The 19946-nt window shown below is 45.9% G+C and carries 16 protein-coding genes and 2 pseudogenes; 14 read left to right on the top strand and 4 right to left on the bottom strand.

What is annotated here, in order from left to right; translation table 11 throughout:
• Positions 1-11 precede the first annotated feature (11 nt).
• Together AC58PV_RS12390 and AC58PV_RS12385 are read left to right on the top strand one after the other, a co-directional pair.
• Positions 12-539: a GNAT family N-acetyltransferase gene (locus AC58PV_RS12390; RefSeq protein ID WP_497432542.1), complete on the top strand. Its 528-nt coding sequence runs from the start codon at positions 12-14 to the stop codon at positions 537-539.
• 311 nt (positions 540-850) lie between these two features.
• Positions 851-1276, top strand: a complete 426-nt coding sequence (locus AC58PV_RS12385) for a hypothetical protein (RefSeq protein ID WP_497432541.1) — start codon at positions 851-853, stop codon at positions 1274-1276.
• 190 nt (positions 1277-1466) lie between these two features.
• Here the strand turns inward: AC58PV_RS12385 and AC58PV_RS12380 are convergent, their stop codons facing one another.
• Positions 1467-1910 carry a DUF4395 domain-containing protein gene (locus AC58PV_RS12380; RefSeq protein WP_497432540.1) on the bottom strand — a complete coding sequence of 148 codons (444 nt, stop codon included), beginning with the start codon at positions 1908-1910 and terminating at the stop codon, positions 1467-1469.
• Between the two features lie 193 nt (positions 1911-2103).
• Here AC58PV_RS12380 and AC58PV_RS12375 point away from each other — a divergent pair, with 193 nt between their 5' ends.
• The 8 genes from AC58PV_RS12375 to AC58PV_RS12340 all read left to right on the top strand — a co-directional run bounded on the left by AC58PV_RS12375 (position 2104) and on the right by AC58PV_RS12340 (position 12957).
• Positions 2104-2913, top strand: coding sequence for a phytanoyl-CoA dioxygenase family protein (locus AC58PV_RS12375; protein ID WP_497432539.1), 810 nt, complete (start codon positions 2104-2106; stop codon positions 2911-2913).
• Between the two features lie 202 nt (positions 2914-3115).
• On the top strand, positions 3116-4144 hold the full coding sequence (locus AC58PV_RS12370; protein WP_497432538.1) for a LacI family DNA-binding transcriptional regulator: 1029 nt from the start codon (positions 3116-3118) through the stop codon (positions 4142-4144).
• A gap of 755 nt (positions 4145-4899) precedes the next feature.
• Entirely contained in the window at positions 4900-6504 is a 1605-nt protein-coding gene (locus tag AC58PV_RS12365; protein WP_497432537.1) for a type 2 periplasmic-binding domain-containing protein, read from the top strand.
• Between the two features lie 89 nt (positions 6505-6593).
• Entirely contained in the window at positions 6594-7553 is a 960-nt protein-coding gene (locus tag AC58PV_RS12360; RefSeq protein WP_497432536.1) for an ABC transporter permease, read from the top strand.
• Between the two features lie 36 nt (positions 7554-7589).
• Positions 7590-8480, top strand: a complete 891-nt coding sequence (locus tag AC58PV_RS12355) for a carbohydrate ABC transporter permease (protein WP_497432535.1) — start codon at positions 7590-7592, stop codon at positions 8478-8480.
• Between the two features lie 18 nt (positions 8481-8498).
• Positions 8499-9518, top strand: coding sequence for a zinc-dependent alcohol dehydrogenase (locus tag AC58PV_RS12350; protein ID WP_497432534.1), 1020 nt, complete (start codon positions 8499-8501; stop codon positions 9516-9518).
• Positions 9519-9593: 75 nt separating this feature from the next.
• A complete protein-coding gene (locus AC58PV_RS12345) occupies positions 9594-11330 on the top strand; it encodes a sensor histidine kinase (RefSeq protein WP_497432533.1) in 1737 nt (578 codons plus the stop codon).
• Between the two features lie 25 nt (positions 11331-11355).
• Positions 11356-12957: a response regulator transcription factor gene (locus AC58PV_RS12340; RefSeq protein ID WP_497432532.1), complete on the top strand. Its 1602-nt coding sequence runs from the start codon at positions 11356-11358 to the stop codon at positions 12955-12957.
• 340 nt (positions 12958-13297) lie between these two features.
• Here the strand turns inward: AC58PV_RS12340 and AC58PV_RS12335 are convergent, their stop codons facing one another.
• Positions 13298-14758 carry an esterase-like activity of phytase family protein gene (locus AC58PV_RS12335; protein ID WP_497432531.1) on the bottom strand — a complete coding sequence of 487 codons (1461 nt, stop codon included), beginning with the start codon at positions 14756-14758 and terminating at the stop codon, positions 13298-13300.
• 251 nt (positions 14759-15009) lie between these two features.
• On the opposite strand from AC58PV_RS12335, the gene AC58PV_RS12330 reads away from it, so the two are divergent.
• Entirely contained in the window at positions 15010-15795 is a 786-nt protein-coding gene (locus tag AC58PV_RS12330) for a TetR/AcrR family transcriptional regulator (protein ID WP_497432530.1), read from the top strand.
• Positions 15796-16336: 541 nt separating this feature from the next.
• Here AC58PV_RS12330 and AC58PV_RS12325 read toward each other — a convergent pair.
• Together AC58PV_RS12325 and AC58PV_RS12320 are read right to left on the bottom strand one after the other, a co-directional pair.
• Positions 16337-17119, bottom strand: coding sequence for an ABC transporter permease (locus AC58PV_RS12325; RefSeq protein WP_497432799.1), 783 nt, complete (start codon positions 17117-17119; stop codon positions 16337-16339).
• Positions 17120-17178: 59 nt separating this feature from the next.
• The gene (locus AC58PV_RS12320) at positions 17179-18069 is read right to left on the bottom strand and encodes an ATP-binding cassette domain-containing protein (protein WP_497432529.1); all 891 of its coding nucleotides are present in this window, start codon (positions 18067-18069) and stop codon (positions 17179-17181) included.
• Between the two features lie 227 nt (positions 18070-18296).
• Between AC58PV_RS12320 and AC58PV_RS12315 the strand changes: the two are divergent.
• From AC58PV_RS12315 to AC58PV_RS12305, 3 genes and pseudogenes are all read left to right on the top strand, one after another.
• A pseudogene (locus AC58PV_RS12315) lies at positions 18297-18809 on the top strand (TerD family protein); the annotation flags it as partial.
• 129 nt (positions 18810-18938) lie between these two features.
• Positions 18939-19553 (top strand): vWA domain-containing protein, encoded by a 615-nt coding sequence (locus tag AC58PV_RS12310; RefSeq protein WP_497432798.1) that lies wholly within the window; start codon positions 18939-18941, stop codon positions 19551-19553.
• 198 nt (positions 19554-19751) lie between these two features.
• Positions 19752-19946, top strand: a pseudogene (locus AC58PV_RS12305) (hypothetical protein); the annotation flags it as partial.

The raw sequence follows: 19946 nt of genomic DNA, 5'->3' as shown, positions 1-19946 counted from the left end.
GAGTTTTGGTCATGGTGGTACAAAATTTTGCTGATTTGGAAATCCGCCGATTAAACCATATGGATGTTCCAGCTATTCGAGCGCTGATGGTTGATGTTGTATCTCGTCTTGCATCACAAGAACTTTTTGCGATGGATGATGAACAGTACCTGAGCGCTCATATTGAAGAACAAGGTGAAATCTACGGCGCTTTTCAAAATGGAAAGCTTGTGGCTTACTCTGTGCTGGCGTTCGCTAGTTCAAGTGAAAGTAATCTGGGCAGGGAGTTCGGAGTTCCTGAGTCAGATTTAGCATATGTAGCGATTCTCGATGCAACAATCGTTCATGAAACCGTCCGTGGTCATGGATTGCAACGTTATTTCCACGAATTGCGGGAAAAGCGTGCGCGGGAGAAGGGCTGCCGATACGTATATTCAACCGTTCATCCGGACAATGTGGTGAGTAAACGCAATTTAGAATTGCAAGGATTTGCGCTTCAGTTTACACGCCTCATGTACAATGGGAAGCCGAGACACTGTTATGCCAAAAGGTTGATATAAGGACGGCCTCATGTATAACGGGGTCAAACTTTGGGCATACTAAAATTAATGCGTTAGAATTGGAAAAAGAAGTAACCTGTTTACCGGATAATGTTCGAATAATATTGTATCCATATTGGAATTGAAAATGAATAAAGTATTGCCTGCAATAAGTTAATTTCTCTTTTCAGATAGAACGCAAGAAGAAAGAAGCCGTGATCGATGATCTGGCTTCTTTTTTTGTGTTATCAGAGTGAAACAAAATTCATGCTAATATGTTAAAATAAGGTAAAATATAGTAAGTGAGTAGAAGTGAAGGAGTTGACCATCGTATGACTGTTCAATTGCCTCGTAAGGTCACTAGAAGAGCTTTTCTGAGCACATCAAGTAAAGTTGTATTAGGTGTGTCTGGTTTGTTAGTTGGGAATACGGCCTTGTTCTATTACGGAGCGGTTCATGGGAAGAAGATGGACGATTCGGCTAAACGGGAGATTCCCTCTAGTTTCGTAAAGGTCGGCCAATTAGAGCAACTGCGTGCGATGAATGGCTACGAAAAAGTTTTTTATACAACTACGATCGAGGATGCTTGGGTGAAGACGCCAAAACACGGCTTCGTTTATGTGACCAAAGATGCAAACGGTGCACTTGTCATTCTTTCACCAGTTTGCACACATCTAGGCTGTTCGGTGGAGCCGGCAACAGAGGCGCAGCGTAACCGAAAAAAGGATCTTTTTTTCTGGTGCCCTTCGATATTGTAGGAGCGTCTGTGGGCATGGAGCTGCCTGGATTGGAAAAGTATCAGCCTCTCATCATTGAGGGGAATGTATATATAGATATTGCAACTCCGAAGAAGTGAGTCCGGATAGCTGCCCAAAAAGGAGTTAAGAGCACACGCTCTTAACTCCTTTCAGTAGATGAGAGAGTCTTCAGCCACGCCGTGGCTGTGACTTACGCAGATCTTCGCGCTAAATATTGCTTCCACTGAAAATAAATGAAGCATCCAAAGCAAAAGCCGCTTAACGCGAGCACGACAGCTATAGTAAGCATACTCAGTGTGATGTAGGCCAGCGTCATGAAATTGAAAAGTGAAGCAGTAAGGGTAACGATGAGAAAAAGAATCGCTAGCAAATTGTTGAACCGAAGGAGCTCGCGGCTTTCCGTTCGTGTACTGACAGGAAAGAACGGAGCGAACAGTCGGACAAAAAGGTTGTATTTTACGCCATAAGAACGACTAATTAGCTGAATGATCAAAGGAATGGCAAGAATCCAAAGCTGCTGGGTGAGAACACTGGTAACGATACTTAACAGAATACCTAGTTGATTACCTCGTACGCGATGCAAGGGTACTTCATCTACACAATCGTAATTGTCATGCAAAAGTGGGTTGGTCATGGTTATCCTCCATTCACATTGAAATAAAGTATCCTCATTATACATCAAATCCGAGTATTTCGATACGAATTTATTTAAATTCACATTAATAGCAGGATAGTAGGAATCATTAGCATGATTAGTACTTCTAAGTGACCGGTTATTTCGATATGCTAAAGACACAGAAATAAAGATTCAACTGGAGGGAATAAGGATGACACAATCACTAGTTAAATTGACGAAGGAACAAAAACAGCATTTTGAAACTGAGGGTTACGTAATCGTGAAGGGGCTATTCTCAGAAACGGATTTAGTTACGATTGATGAAACATTTGAAGCGATTAGCCAGCAATCAATTCCTGGTCATTTTGATCCTGACTTGACGGCTGAAGTTGTAGATCCATTGAAACGCTACCCGCGTGTCATGCACCCGCATCGGTTTAATGAGACTGCGAAAACCTACATGCTGCATCAGCCTGTGTTAGAAGTGTTAGCAGATTTGTATGAAGAAGAAGCGCTCGCCGCACAAAGTATGTTTTATTACAAACCGCCAGGTTCCCGTGGGCAAGCGCTTCATCAGGATAACTTTTATTTACAAGTAGAACCGGGCAATTGTATTGCTGCTTGGACAGCGATCGACGCGGCTGATGAGGAAAATGGAGGATTGCTCGTTGTACCGAAAACGAATGCCCTTGAAATCTCGTGTCCCGATCTCGCAGATTCGAAGGAATCCTTTACGACCCACTACGTGAAACCGCCGAAAGACGAGAAGGCAATGCCCGTCATCATGGACCGCGGAGATGTTCTATTTTTCAATGGCAACCTAATTCATGGTTCTTACCGCAATAAGACTAAAGACCGTTTCCGCCGCGCGTTCATCTGCCATTATGCCAATGCTTCTGCGACACATATTAGTAATCATTATCGTCCTTTGTATCGAGCAAATGGGGAGGCTGTCTCCTTGGAGATCAACCCGAGTGGCGGTCCTTGCGGTGATGAGTTTGAGACGGTATACCCGCATTAATGTGAATTGACAGATGAAAGCAATCGTTTCCAGGGCGTAGTCATGCTTTGGGGGCGATTTTTTTTGACGATAAAAGGATGGCAGCCGAACTGTTTTTCTCGAAATATTCTGTGATTCTGGTGCATTTCCCTTGACAGCTTATGCAGTTCAATTTAATCTAAAGTAGCAAGTTAAACGTTTAACCGATGGAGCTGAAACATAGATGAGCAGACCCAAACAAGTCACCATTGTAGAAGTGGCAGCAGCAGCAGGAGTATCGATTGCCACGGTCTCCAATGTGCTGAATCGAGGTGGAATTCGGTCGTCCAAAGAGACGATTCGTAAAGTGGAACTGGCAGCGGAACAATTGGGATATCGACGCAATACCATGGCCGCGGGGTTAAGTCGTAACAAAACTTTTGAAATTGGCCTCATTGTGCCAGGGTTAACGAGTTATTACGGAAGGTTAGCCGAGTATTTACAATTGGAAGCTCATCATGCGGGGTATCATTTATCTGTTTTTTCTTCAGGCGGATTTGATCCGACGATCGAGCGAAGAAATTTGGAAGTATTATTACAGCGAAGAGTGGATGGACTCATCTGTCATGGTTTAGCGATGGGGAAGGATTCCACGCGCGCAATCGTAAATAGTGGAACGCCGCTTGTTCTTATTAATGGCTGGGGGTGGCCGGAGGACATTGCTGTTGGTGCTGTGAATTTAGGCTTTGCCGAGGCGTGCAGACAATCAACGAAATTGCTTGCCGATCGCGGTTGTGATTCACTCATCTACGTCGGCAGTAAGCACTCGAACGTTATTGATGAACAGCGCAGGAACGGATTCCATCTGGGTTTAGAGCAACTGCCCGTGGAGATTCCGCATCGCATTGTTGAGATGAAGGAACTGGATGTGGATGCCTTTCTCCAAGAGGTAGTAGCGGGGCCAGCACAGCGAACGGGAATCATCGCTTTTGATGATCATGTTGCATTAAAGCTACTCTCGGCAGCCAATAGGCAGAGGATCGACTTCCCAAACCGCATACAAATGATCAGTATTAACAACGACTATATGGCTATGCATAGTTATCCTGGTATATCGAGTTGGGACATTCCGTATGAGCTCCAGGCTCAAATGGCCATCCATAAGTTGCTTCATAAGTTCGGCCACACGGTAGAAGCGAGCGAGGAACGCGAGTTTGAAGTTCCGCTAACTTTTATAGAACGAGAAACAAGCAGATTAACGGTTGCAAAATGAAGAAAATGCCGCAGTCTCCTTTATGGGGGGTGCGGTTTTTTTATATGCGGTCACTCCTCAGTGAAATTGTGTGCCATAATCCATAATCGGGAATAGTCCGATTTATCCGAATTAAAATGAGAATTTCTGTCTATTATGGGCGAATAGTCAGGTTTTGCCGAACTAAATGCTCATTTTCCTCGCAGCGGCGTTGTTTAGGCAGATTTAGTTGGGTTATTTAGGACAAATTAGGTTGCAATGAGGCGGAAGGTGAAATTAGTTCGGCAAATTCGGACTAATGGATGCAAATGACCACTTGAGCTCGACGAAACACTGGATAAATGCCACGCGGCTTCTTGTGTGATGGGCTGTGGGGAAGTGAGAATGGCTTGTGAAGTTTTCTAGTCTACGATGTCGAAAAATTCCACACTTTTTAGTCAGTTCTGTATTATCTCCACTATTTCTTGAAATCGTCTGCTAGTTTCGACCATGTAACCAACCTATACTAAGAACAAGTAAACATTACCAAATAGCTAAGCCCAGCAGTAATGAATGACATGATTAGTTTTTGAGATTTGTGGTTTACGGTTACGATCGGTATACGATTCGCGGTGCACACTTACTCTTTTTATTCTATTGTATCCGCTTTCAGTAATTGATCTTACGAATCGCTCCAAGCAATCTCTTACATTAATCATTCCTGCAATCGCGTTCCGCATCAAGTTTCCGCATCATGCTCCACAGCTCACGCAAGTATAAATAGGAGGGGTGTTTTTATGATGAAAAAATTAACGCTAGTAGGACTCGCCACGATGTTTGCGCTTACAGGATGCTCAGATAACAAAGCCACGGAAACATCAGCAACAGCAACAGGTTCACCCAATGCGACCGGCGCGGCGAAGCCAGCTAAGCTCGCTTTGAACTGGTCAGTAGCCAGTCCGTACCTAGCGAATGTGACGTTACCTTCCGGTGACAAAGATTTCGTGAAGAAGGCCATCGAAGAGAAATTCAACGTAGATCTAAAAATCGACTATATGGTGATAGGTAAAGAGTACCATGACAAGCTCAACGCCACATTGGCGGGAGGGGCAGCTCCTGATCTTTTCATCGCGGGCGGAGCAGAGTCACAGAAATATATCACGGATGGGATCACGGCTAATCTAACTCCTTACTTCACGAAAGAAGCCATACCAAACTACTACAAATGGGTATCCAAAGAGGAAGTAGACGCGTTCCAGCTCAAGCAAGGGGAATTCACACGGGGGATTGATCCTTTCCAACGTAACTCCTATGCGTCTTGGTACATCCGTCAGGATTGGCTAGATAAGCTGGGGCTTAAATCTCCGAAAAATTACGCCGAATTGACCAACGTCCTAACACAATTCACCAAAGGTGATCCCGATGGCAACGGCAAACAAGATTCGTACGGATTTTCAGCTGCAGGCAGTGGTGTAACCTTACCTCTCGATTTCCCGCAATGGTTAAATAATGGTTTCGTCGCAGACTTCCAAATTGTTGACAACAGTTACGTGGATAACCGTACTGACCTTAAAGTGCAAGGTGTCCTTGAACAAGTCGTGGAATGGAACAATGCAGGAATTGTTGATCCGGATTGGTTCTTAAATAAAGCACCTGCTCATTTTGATAAAGCGGCTCAAGGCAAAGTTGGTATGATCTTTAGTCTTGATAAAAACACGGCATTAGAGAGCTCTGCGACAAGCGTGCAGAATCGTTCAAAGGCGCTGGATCCCAAAGCAAATTGGCAGCCTATTTACCCGCTGGATAAACCGGTACTTTGGAAATACAACGTACCTGAAGCTACGATCTTAATTAGTAAAACAACGGCCGATAAAACCCCTGACAAAGTGAAGCGCTCTTTGGAAATTATGAATTGGCTGACAGGTGAAGAAGGCTTCCTGCTTACGCATTATGGTCAAGAAGGCAAACATTATACGAAATCCGGCAATAAGATTACATTGAACGTAGCTAACTTCGAAGCCGATATCGCCAAAGCGGGCAATTGGTTGAACGTGTACGCTGCCTTTACGCCGGATGAGCCGAATGTACTTGGGCTTGAGCTGATTGATTCCCGTATTTCTGAGCATGACCGTGCAATTCTGAAAACGGTTGAGAGCTTTCCGAAGCATAACGCCTTGCCTCCAGTGAGCTTAGTTCCTCCTGCTGGTATTAATATTGGAGATTTCCGCAAAGAAATGAGTAAGTTCCACATCAAAGCGGTGTTGGAAGACAAAAGCGGCAAAAACTGGCCGCAATACCGTGAAGAGCTGATGACGAAATACAAAGGCAGAGATATTTTCACGGAGTACACGAAGCAAATTAACTCGGTACTGAAGGATAAGAAGTTGAACGATTTCAAATAAATGTGGCTAGGCATCGAGGGGAACCCTAGGTAAGTTCAAGGGTTTCCTTCTGCCTTCTATCAAGAAATGACAACTAGGAGGAGATGGCGATGGCGGAAACCATAGCTGCAAGACAAGAGAAACCTACCGTTTCACGCCCGATGAGGCAGGGCAAGCTACGCAGTATATATCTGAGCAGATGGTTTTACCTCATGATGATTCCTGGCTTGATCTATTATGCACTATTTCATTATGCTCCGATGATGGGAGCCCTGATTGCCTTTCAAGACTACAATCTAATGAAAGGAATTTGGGGAAGTCCTTGGGTGGGTTTCGATAATTTCCGTGTTATTTTTGATAATCCCGAATTTATACGCATTATGAGAAACACCTTATTGATTAGTGTTTACAAAATCGTTGGCAGCATGGTACCCGATGTTATCCTTGCACTAATGTTGAATGAAGTTCGGGTCAGATGGTTTAAACGCGCTGTACAAACGATCACGTATGGGCCCTATTTTCTGTCGTGGGTCATTGTGTACGGCTTAGCGTTCTCCTTCCTGGCGCCAGGATCTGGTTTAATCAGTACCTTCGTACGTGATATGGGTTGGGGATCGATTGATTTATTAACGAATAAGGATTTCTTTAGGCCCTTACTAGTTCTGACAGAAATTTGGAAAAATACCGGATTCGGAGCAATTATCTACTTAGCAGCTCTGGCATCCATTAACCAGGAACTTTATGAAGCTGCCGTCGTAGATGGTGCAGGACGTTGGCGTCAGCTCTGGCATATTACGTTGCCGGGTATCCGTGATGTATTCGTGCTTTTGCTGATTATTCGTATCGGCGGCATCTTGGATGCAGGCTTCGATCAGGTTTTCATCTTTTTAAATGCGCGTGTCTATGATGTGGGAGATATTGTAGATACTTGGGTGTATCGCTACGGATTTGAGCGACTTGAGTTTGGCGTAGCTGCAGCCATGGGTGTGTTCAAATCGGTTATTGGACTCGTGCTCGTAATTGGCGCAAATAGACTGGCTAAGAAAATGGGAGGCTCTGGCATATGGTAGCTGCAAACCGCAATGTTGGAAAAGGAGGGAATTCGCATGTCTTTTGTGAGTAGTCATAAAACCAAAGGGGATCATGCAGTAGATGCGGCGATTTATACCGTCTTGGGCTTATTCGCCTTGGTTACGTTATTCCCGCTCTACTATGTGGCTATCGTCTCCATTACACCCTATGTGGAAGTCATGAAAAATGGCGGTTTCGTCATTTGGCCCGAACATATAACACTTCAAGCGTACAAAGAAATATTCAGCTCTCCACGGATTCCTCAAGCTTTAAAAATTACGGTATTCATCACGGTGGTAGGGACGACGCTGAATCTGGTTGTGACGACACTTCTGGCGTATCCGCTATCCAAAAAATCAGTGCCTGGCCGCAACTTTATCTTGATGGCGCTCGTATTTACGATGATTTTCAGCGGCGGTATTATCCCGCTTTACATTTTGGTGCGCAGCCTTGGCTTGTATGATTCGGTCTGGGCACTCGTGATACCCGGTATGGTATCCACCTTTAATTTGCTGATTGTCAAAACGTACTTCGAGAATCTACCTGCTGAAGTCGAGGAAGCTGCTAGAGTGGATGGCTGTGGGGAACTAGCTACGTTATTCCGTATTGTTCTGCCCTTGTCAGCGCCGATCATGGCGACGATCGGTTTGTTCTATGGCGTTACCCATTGGAACGAGTATTTCAAAGGAATTTTCTATCTATCTGACAAATCGCTCATGCCGATGCAGGTCGTGCTGCGAAGTATGATTCAAACGCCGAATGTCTCGACAGAGTTGTCGATTAATTCACTCGTACTGGATGCTCTTCCGCCAGAAACGATCAAGATGGCCGTCGTCGTTGTGGCTACCTTGCCGCTATTAATTATTTATCCTTTCTTGCAGAAGTATTTTGTGAAAGGCGCACTGCTAGGTTCAATTAAGGGGTAATGGAGGATTGTAACGGCTATGAGAGCAGTCATTGCACGATCAGGCAGTGTGGAGATCATTGACATGGAGGAGCCAAATGTAGAAGCCAATTACGTATTGGTGGAAACGACCTGCTCTGCGATCAGTCCAGGCACCGAAATGATGCTGAAAGATATACGGTCTACCGAGCCGATTTTCTTAGGCTATAGCGCCATGGGGCAGGTTAGGGAAGTCGGGGAGGGTATTACGCATGTGAAAAAAGGGGACCGCGTCGCTTGCTATGGTTCGCCGTTTGTTCGTCATGCCGAGCTCCTCAAAGTCCCGAAGCATTTGGTAGTTCCCTTGCCCCAGCAAGTGGACGCCCAAGAAGCAGCTCATGTAGGGCTCGGCGCTATTGCTATTCATGCATTGCGGCAGGCCGATCTGCGATTCGGCGAGTCTGTCCTTGTTGTTGGCTTAGGCATACTAGGGCAGATCGCGTGTCAAATTGCCGAGGCCTCAGCTAACATCGTCATCGGTATGGATCGTGTAGCTGAGCGTGCGGAGAAGCTCAGAGCCTCCGGCACGCAGTTGGTTTATACCAACGAGGAAGACATGACCCATAACCTACCGGATATTACCGGAGGAGTTGGTGTGGATGCAGTCATTCTGTGTGTCGGTGGCGGCAACAGCGAGATGATTGATAAAGCGCTGAGCTGGATTCGCGATAAGGGGACGATCGTTATCGTCGGTGATGTCAGCATGACGTTCAATCGGGAGCTGATGTTTCAAAAGGAGGCGCAAATCCTCATTTCCCGCGCAGGCGGACCTGGACGATATCTGAAAGATTACGAGATGAAAGGGATTGACTATCCGATCGGGCTCGTCCGTTGGACCGAGGGCCGCAATATGGCCGAATATATTCGTTTATTAGCAGAGGGGAAGCTGAGCGTGGCGCCTTTGATCTCACACATTTTGCCATTAGAGCGTATCGGGGAAGCTTATGACTTATATCGTCAAGCGCCACAGCAAGTGCTGGGCGTCGTTGTCCGTTATGGAGATTCTCAGCGCGGGAGCTAGTTAAATCTCTATTAATTTTTTATACTATAAATAGGAGTTTCATAATAGGGTCTGTAGGGTATAGGGGGATCTGGCATGTTCCGTCGGCTTAGAAGAACTAACTTCATTTCCAGCGTCTCCACGAAGCTCTTTATCCTTACGTTTATGTCAGTCATCGTGCTGTTTCTGGTGATTGGCGTATTCAGTTACCAACGGCTGTTCGAGCCTATCAAGCAAAACAACGAAAAAGTGCTGCAAGGCTCCGTCGTGCAAGTCGAGAACTATATTAAAACCCTAATGAATAATATACAAACGCAACTGATTTTCCTCTCCACGCCAGTCCTCTCTAATATGGGGGAAAAAGATTTCGTCCAACTCATGGAAAATGTACTCACCTATCATCAGGAGGAGATTTCCAGTATTTACGTGATTGAAGATAACGTGGTGCGGATCTCCTCTCCGTTTGGGTATCGTGTTTATGTTCCCCAAGAACGCATAACAGAAATCACCAATCATACGAGCAAAACGGGCTTCTGGTGGAGCCCTCCTCATACGATCAATGACCACTTCGTGCTGACAGTCGCTAAGCAAATCGACAACCGGCGGGTGGTAGCCATGGATGTTAATCTAAATGCGCTGACGGGTCCGCAAATTATTCAGGATAATCCGGATAATCAGCGGCGTATCTATTTATTTACAGGCCAGGGCGATTACCTCTCCACGAACACGTACCTAGCGTATCCGAAGACGTATCTCAATCATTTGGAAATGAAAGAGGCGTTGCAGGCACTTACGCAGCAAAGTGGTACGTCCTTTAACACCGTTCACACCTCATTTGGCAACTATATGGTCCTTAGTTCTAATCAAAACCGCTGGGATTGGTTCGTCTTCTCCGTGATTGAGGAGTCGCAGGCTTTTCCATTATTAGAGTCGCTGAAGGAGCAATTGGTATTCGTATTGTTAGTTGCCATCATCCTTGCATTCATCCTATCCGTCTGGATTACGAATTATATCCGCAAGCCAGTGACGGCGATTACAAAGCAATTCAAGGCAGCGGCACGCGGTGAGCTCGAAGCTCGCATTAAGCTTAAACGCAATGATGAGTTCACGCATATCGCTAATGGTTTCAACGGCATGATGGACGATATCCAGTCCTTATTTGACGATTTGCGCATAGCGGAAGAAAAGAAGCGACATCACGAGCTTAAGGTGCTCCAATCGCAGATTCATCCCCATTTTCTGAATAACACGCTTAATGCCATCTATTGTTTGGGGGAAACGGGACAAACGCAGGAGATGTGCGAGATGATTCGCTCATTGATGGGTTTGTTGCAATATTCAACAGACAAGGTAGGGGACATCGTAACCGTCGAGGATGAATTGGCGCAATTGGACAATTATGTGCAGATAATGAACCTGAGGTATGGAGACGTATTTGTCATGGATATGGCTGTACCTGAGATCTACAATGGGACACCGATCCCGAAACTGACGTTGATTACGTTGGTAGAGAATAGTATTTTCTATGGACTCAGTAAGGAAGGCGTCAACCATATTATTGTTTGTGGCAAAGAGCATGATGGGAACAGCGTGCAGCTGGAAGTCTCTGATACGGGACCTGGGATTCCACCAGAGAAGCTGAAACAATTGCTAGAAGATTCAGGCACTGCCAATCCGAACAAAGGGTTGAACAATCTGGGGATGCGAAATATCCAAGAACGATTGCGGATGACATTCGGGTATGCGTATGGGCTGCATTTTGACAATGAACCGGATGAGGGGTTAACGGTGACGATTCATCTGCCGGCCGGAGAGTCGAGTGAGCAAGGATAGCATCAGGGAGAGGGGACGAGCGATCATGCTGAAAATACTGATGGTGGATGACGAGAAATGGGTAAGGGAGCGCTTTGCGCAGCGTATTCCTTGGTCAGATGGGGGATTTGCGTTCATGGGAGCGGCCTCTAGTGCCAAAGAAGCAATTAGCATGATCGAGCGGGAAGTTCCTCATCTGCTGCTGACGGATATTACGATGCCCAATATGAACGGACTGGAGCTGGCTGCCTATGTACGGAAAAGGTGGCCGCGCATCCGAATCGTTATCCTAACCGCTTACGGTGAGTTCGAATATGCGAGGCAGGCGATTGAGTTAGGTGTGGATAACTACTTAATTAAGCTCGCGCAAACGCCAGAGCAAATTCTAGAAGCATGCCGCAAGGTGGCTGAAGACCTAGTGCACGAGATGGATATTGATCAGAAGCTGGCGATGCAGCTCAAGCTCGAACGCGAAAAGAAGTGGGCAAAGAAGCGCCAATGGACAGATCGGCTGTTGGAAGACGAGGTAAGCATGCAAGAGTTTCCAGTGCCAAGCGAATGGCTGGCAGGTGTAGAATCTGCGAGTTATGTGACGGGAATTACGCTAGGTTGGCGTGCGACGGAGAGTTCAGGGCAAGAACATGCCTCTCTTGAGGAGTTGGAGCAGAGGCAAAGCCAACTAGCTGATCTACTTGAAGCCAAACTGGATGGGCAGATGTTAGGCGAGGGTAACGGATTGGCGATTCTCCCTCTGCAACACAGCCACTTGCTACTTCTCGTTGGCTCGAAGCGAGAGGTACCTGCTTTTCATTTGAATCAATTAGCAAGAATGGCGCAAGAGGCAGTAAGCAGCATTATTTCTACGAAAAGCCTCGTTCATATTGGTTCGGTAGAAGAGCAAGGGAAGTCAAGATTGACAGTGAAACGGCTAGCTGATCTTATGCGCAAAGGTCGGGATGGACTAGCTGCGTATTTCTATTCCGAAAGGGAGAAGCCCTCAATCGTGCTTCGGCGACTCGATGCGCAGCAGACAAGGGAGTGGGCGGCGGCAGTCGTCAAGGCTTTGCAGCGTGAGAATACGGAGGCTTTCCGCGAGGCTGCAAAGGTGATGATCACGCTAGGCGTGCCGCCCATTCATCCGGGCGATCTGCTCCGTCTGACGAGGCAGATGCTGCAACCTGAACTTGTGCGGCTGCCAGACGTAGTCGTCGCTAGGCTAAGCGGCATCGATCGATTGACGTCGTGGAACACGTACTGTGCGTGGTGGCAGGCAACCATTGAGGCCATCTGTGATTGGTGGAACCTGCAAGCCCAGCCTCCGGTGACAGTACGCAAGGAGATCCAATGGATGTGCCGCTACATTCGCGAGCACTATCAAGCGGATTTGCAGTTGGCAGAGCTTGCCAAGCTCGTGCATATGCATCCCTCGTATGCGGGTCAAATGTTCAAGCAGGAGATTGGCGAGAACTTCCTCGAATACGTGAACCGGGTTCGTATGGAGAAAGCAAGCGAGATGCTGGAGCGAACCACGATGAAAATATACGAAGTGTCCAGCGCAGTCGGCATCTCCGACTATCGTTATTTCTGTAAATTGTTTAAAAGCCATACAGGAATTACACCGACCCAGTACAAGAGTAAGATGGGGTGAGTGGGGGAGAAAATGACCGAAACCGGAACCCAACCCCTGTTCACACCTTCCGACAAGTAATAAATGCATTTTCTGTAGTTAATTTCACTTATTTAGTGGGATTACGGGGAATAAATGTATTTTCTACCGTTAATTTTTACTGAAATGGTCAGATTAGCTAATTTGGAAGATATTAACTACATTTTTTCCATCTAATTCGAAATTGAAGCAAAATAATCGAGAAATAGCTGGATTTTTTCCAGTTAATTCAATTATTCGAGGCTCTACAGAGAGTCCATACGAAAACGTAAATAGGCCTGGTTGTCCATTAAGGACTTCCAGACCTATTCGTTACGTGTACTTATTTAATTGTGTATGGCAACTTAAATGTCCAGAGCAATGTACCATTTTCTGGCGTTTTGCTGTCAATACCGAAATCGTTATCGTTCGTGATGGCAAGGGTATCACCATTGATGAGTGAAACACCTTCAATTTTCTCATAAGGGAACTTGAATTGAACAGCATCCAATACAGTACGCTTCGTTGTAGGCAGAATACCGTTAGCTTTGAGATCGGCAGTCGTCATTTGCTCAATTGTTTTGCCTGCTGCTGCTGTAGTGTCATACTTGCCAATAATATTCGTAGCTGTTGAAAGGTCAATCGCATAAATACGTTTCAACTGTGCTTTATCGCCAGCGAATTTATCCCGCTCATCGATTAACAGGGTGTTCTCGTTCACAACAACCATATCGGAGATGACAATATCGCCTTGAACTAGATCTTTAAATTGCTTGGCATCTTCCAGGACATATACAAACTCACCAACAGGATTAAGCGTCGCTAAATCAAATTTAATAATCCGAACCTGGCGTGAATTGTCCATAGCTTTATCTGGATTGCGCAGCGCGTTCTGCATAGCCATGAACATATACTTGCCATCAGGCGTAATGCCAACAGCTTCAGCTCCGCGGTTTTGGCGCAGTTTGTTATAGACTTCAGGCAGCGTCTCGCGGGAAGGTACAAGTGGAGCGGAAACTTGAGCAGCCCAACCTTTTGGCACAATACGCTCAATGATCGTACCGTCGCGTTTCACATGAACAATGGATGGACCATATTCATCAGAAATCCAGAAGGAATCATCTTTCGGATTGTAAGCTAAACCTTCGATATCAAGTCCGTACGGGTCGTATGCTAATACCTTCTCGCCTTTTGCATCGTAGGGCTCTTCATCGCGCCCTTTAATATTTGGCAGTCCCGTAATTGTAGCTTTGCCTGTTACAGGGTCAATACCTGAGAGTTTCAAAGGGAACTTGTCTAAAATATTGATTTCACCTTTGCTTACTTCGATTTTATAAATCGTAGGTACATAGTCTGGAAGAGGGAAAGTACGTACTGTTTTACCGTTGATAGTAGGTTGACCGTTCGGCCCGCGATCGGCCGTTGTATAGAATACATTATCAGGGTCGCCTGGAATATGCGTTAAGGATGAGCCTACTCCCATCTTGATGCCTTCTGCAAGGTTGGGTGCTTTGAGCTCATATTTACCAGTCAAAACAGGTTTGTCCGTCAATGAAACACTGCTGCGAAACTCATCCCAATCGACATATTTGCCCAAAGATTCAGATAGTGCGCGAACTGGCAGGTACAAGCTACCGTCCAAATTAACAGCAGGAGCTGATGGTTTAATCGCTTGCCCATTGCTTGAGTACGCTACGTTTTCGGAAGTTTCCCCGTTTACTTGCTGAGCCGTTACTGTTCCCGAAACAGCGACAGGAAGTGTTAGCATTAAAGTTGTCAGTACAATCCATTTACTTTTTTTCATATGATGTAATTCTCCCCTCGGTTTTGTCCGCATTTCTCTTGACTTCTTACTTATACCAAACCAATGTAATGGTCATGTAAATTCAATATTACGGAATTGTAAATTTTAACAACATCATCTTTAAGCAGTGGGAAGGACGTAGTATGTCTGATGAATGGAGGTAGTAATTTGGATGATGCGAGAGTGAATATGGTATACTGTTTATGTGATATACATTTTCGGAATGCATGGATAATGGAGGAATGAACAGCATGGAGATCGGCGACGAGATCGATGATGAAATTATACAGAGCTTACCATCAGGCGTAGCTCTTAGTTGGGGAATTGTTAAGCCGTCCCGCAGAGGGCCCAAAGGTGAGCTTAGCATCAAGAAAATCGTTGACGCGGCCATTGATATTGCTGACAAGGATGGACTTACAGCGGTGTCGATGAGCAGAGTAGCCCAATCACTGGGATACACGACGATGTCGCTCTATCGCTACATTACAAGCAAGGAAGACTTGCTCGTGCTTATGCAGGATGCGGTGTGCGACATTCCAATTCCACCAGAAGCGCCAGGCAAGCCGTGGCGCGAGGAAATGGGGGAATACGTCTGGGCATGCGTAGATATGTTCCGCAAACATCCGTGGTATAGTGATATTCCGATCACGAGCGTCCCCCTTGCTCCAAATAATCTTCAGGTAATCGACTGGATGTTGAGAATCATGCGGGATTTTCCGTTGAATGATTTTGAGAAAATGTCGTTTCTACTCCTCGTCAGCAGCTATTCTAGAGCATGCGGCCTGATTGCAAGGGACATGGATAAGGCGATCCGTGATGGCGCGAGCCCAGAGACATTTAGCGGTGTTAACTATGGGTCTGCATTAAAACAGCTGGTGAAACCGGATCGTTTTCCCAATCTGCATCCGATCTTAATGGCAGGCGCTTACACGGATGAGGCGGAGAATCCGATCGGCAACGATCTAGCGTTTGGACTCGAACGAATTTTGGATGGAATTGAGCATTATTTGCGAGAGAAAGGTGCGGGGCGGGAGTAACCGGCATAAATAAAAAGCGGCTGTCACAAGTAGAAAATATTACTTGTGGGCAGCCGTTTTTTAAACTCTTAGCGTATCTACTGTGAAAAATGCAAAAGTGCAACCTTTTTGATCGAGCTAGCATCTCAAAATTGAAATGCGTGCAAAAGTGCAACTATTTCTGCCTCAACGACCCCTTGGGCACGGTTTTGGTGGAAAAGGATGCCTATTTGCACGTATTTATCAAATTTGAGGGGTTTTACCCGAGAATAAGTGTATTTTTGCATTTTTGGCCGGTTGTCCTAGGGGATGAAGCTGAGGGGGAACTGTCGATAATGTCTCCTACATGCTCTGTATTACTTGCAACGTGCTACCGTGGCTATCCCCACCCACAAATAGCGTTACTCCATAACGCTATCCCACCAAATCAATCACATTCAAGGAAAATAGAATGATGGTATAACGCTATTTCTGCCTTTTAGAGGGAAATGAGCTAATTGGAGGAGAATAGCGTTATGCCATAACGTTAAATGGGGCTAGTTCGGCGTTTGCGAAGACTCCATCACTTCCCGCTCTTCCTACGGAACGAGAGTAAACACCAACCAATGGCAATAAGTAGCAAGCTAACGCACCAGCCGATGGCCCACCAACCGTTGTTCAGCACCGGTGTGCCCATCAGCAGCCCGCGGATGGTCTCGATAACCGGCGTGATCGGCTGATGGTTAGCGAATCCTTGCATCCAAGTCGGCATCGTGCTCGTCGGGACGAAAGCGCTGGATAGATAAGGGAGGAACAGCAGCGCGAATCCGTAGCCGCTGGCAGCCGAAGGGCTGCCTGTGACAAGACCAATCGCAGCGAATAACCAGGTAAAGGTTAGAATGAACAAGATAATGAGACCGATGGCTCCAAGCCATTCGATGAATGTTGCATTTGGGCGGAAACCAACGAGCAGGGCAACGCCAATGACCATACAAGTAGCAAGCAAGTTTCGCGCAAGGCTTGCGGCGACATGCCCGGTAATGACACTAATGCTGCTGATCGGCATGGTTCGGAAGCGATTAATAATGCCGTTAGTCATGTCGGTCGCCACATCCACAGCTGTGCTCGATGAGCCGAAGCCTGCGCACAATAAGATGATGCCTGGCACGACATAGTTTACATAATTACCGCTTGGATCAAGGGCGCCGCCGAAGATATAGGTAAACAGCAGCATCAACATCACAGGGAGCATGATGGCCATCATCAGCGACTCGATGTTGCGTAAGCTGTGTCGGATGCTCCGTCCGACGAAGACGGCGTTGGTTGTTACGAACGAAGCTGCCTTTGGCAAAGCAAGATTATTCATGTTTGGTCGAGGGGGGTTCGAGTTCATCGGCTGTAGATTCTTCAGTGCTTGATAATCACTCATACGAGGGAAGCCTCCTTATGATCAGTTGTCGTCAAAGCAAGGAAGACGTCATCCATACTTGGCTTGCGAATGGAGATACGTGTACCTGGCGGGCAGGAGCCCGCGATCTCGTTCAATGTTTGGCAAACATCTTGAACAGTGCCACTCGTCGGAATGGATAGGATGACTTCATCCAACGAATTCCGCAGCTCAATGACTTCGCCGCCAACACGTGCTTTCAATGATTCCGCAGAGCCGGATGCGACGATGCGTCCATGATTCAGCACAGCGATTTCGTCTGCAAGCTGATCGGCTTCTTCCAGATATTGCGTCGTCAACAAGATCGTCATGCCTTGCTGTTTCAACTGGAGGATAGTCTCCCACAGGGATCTGCGGCTGACCGTGTCCAAGCCCGTCGTCGGTTCATCGAGGAAGATGACCGGACGACTAACGACAAGGCTAACGGCCAGATCCAGTCTGCGGCGCATACCGCCAGAGTAGGATTTGACACGCTTGCTAGCTGCGGCCTCCAGCTCGAATTGCTTCAGCAGCTGAGCTGCGCGAGTGCGCGATTCGTCAGCAGATAGACCTGACAACCGGCACATCATCATGATATTCTCATAGCCGGTCAGTACTTCATCTACCGCAGCGAATTGCCCGGTGAGTGTGATTAAGCCGCGAACCGCTTTGCGGTCAGCGATCACGTCATAGCCTTCGATTCGCGCAACCCCGCTGTCAGGCTCGGATAACGTGGACAAAATATGAATCAATGTCGTTTTCCCAGCTCCGTTAGGCCCAAGCAGTGCGAATATCGTACCTTTCCCCACCTGTAAATCAATGCCATCTAATACGGTTTGTTTGCCAAAGCTTTTGTGCAAGCCCATAACTTCAATGGAATTTGTCGTCATTCATTATCTCCCCGTTCTTTGAATTGTGGATCATATAAACAGTATATATAATACTCAGTTATTTATGATCGTTCTCAAGACCGATATTGCACTCCGTCGTGCGTCTCATCTCATCGGCTTCGAACTTGCCCATTGGGTAGGGCTGCATAATTTTCTTTTTGAGAGTTCAACATTGTATGGTACTGTTGAAGATATGACGACATTTTTCCATATAAGGAGATATACATATGTTTCTTTCAAAAGGACAAAAGATAGATGTAACCAAGGGGAAAGGGTTATTAAACGTAAAATTACAATTTGGATGGTCAGCAGACTCGAAATTGAGCATTGATTCGTCTTGTTTTGTTTTATCTGATAACAATCGGTGTGAGAAAGATGAAGATTTTATCTTCTACGGAAATCCATCTGGGCTAAATGGGGCAGTGGTACATGGTCAAGCTGGTGGGCAAGACAAAGAAGCCATCTCCCTATGTTTGGCGAAGATGCCAGCAACGACAGCTAAGATTGCTTTTTCACTAACGATTCATGAAGGTGAGAAGAACGGATACAGTATGAAAGATGTCTCCAATCGGTATGTCAGACTCATGGATGCCGATCGTAACGAAGAACTATTTCGTTATGAATATGGATCAGACTTGTCACAAGAAACAGCAATCGTCGTTGGTGAGTTATATAGGCACAATGGTGAGTGGAAATTTAATGCAATTGGCAGTGGTTTTTTTGGAGGATTAGCAGCGTTATGTACGAGCTTTGGCCTAGTGATCGAAGAGGAAGCAGCACAAGAAACGGTTGAAATAGAGACCAAACCAGTCCTCTCGACGATTGACCTGCGCAAGAAAATTGTTCAAATCACACTAGAGAAGAAAAAGATGAAGGATGTTGCCGCCAGAGTTGGTTTAGTGCTCGACATTTCCGGATCTATGATTCCCTTGTATAGAAACGGAACCGTTCAGGAGGTTGTTGAACGGATACTCGCTGTAGCATGTCAATTTGATGATAATGCGACTCTGGATGTGTGGGTGTATGACAACGAGTTTAGTCGATTGTCTTCCGTAACGGAGCGGGATTTCGATCAATATGTGGAGAAACATATTCTTAATAACCGAGAAATCCATAAGTTTGGTCGTAATAATGAACCTCCAGTTATGAACGATGTGATTCGTAAATATACAGTTGAAGAGGATTCACCGCTTCCTGCGTTTGTTATTTTTATTAATGATGGTGGAGTTGTAAAAGCTATAAAAAAAGTAATCGTGGAATCTTCGCTTCAACCACTCTTTTGGCAATTTGTCGGAATTGGAAATTCCGATTTCGAAGTCCTGAAGAAGCTGGATACGATGGAAGGTCGAATTGTAGACAACGCTAATTTTATCCATATTAAAGATATTGCTAAGATATCCGATGAAGATTTATATAATCAGCTGCTGAATGAATTTCCGTTATGGCTTAAGGAAGCGAAGGATAAGCGGGTTATCCGCATTTGATGGAAGAGGACCTTAAACATTTTCAAGGGCTGCCCCAACTAGGGCAATGTCATTAAGATAAGGCGCAGGACCATAAATCAAAGAAAGAGCAGGTTATCGAAAAGATAGCCCGCTCTTTTTTGCATATATGATGTAAAAAACTTGACAAGCAGTTAGAAATGTGTGGCGAAGCCCCTTGAAAAACGAGGAGGTTACGCCATGAATGAGTACGCAAATTCACTTAAAAGAACACTGACATCTCTCATTGAAGAAATGTCAGCGCTACCCGCACCTTACGTCAAAAACCCTGAAAAAGATTTTACCCGCAAGAAAAAATTGCCCTTTGAAACCGTATTGCAGCTCCTGATCTCCATGGGCGGCAACAGCCTGTATAAGGAAATTTTGGAATCGCAG

The sequence above is a fragment of the Paenibacillus sp. J22FR83 genome, assembly GCF_059691955.1.
Note: the sequence above shows the minus strand (reverse complement) of the source record. Positions and strands in the feature narration are given on the sequence as shown.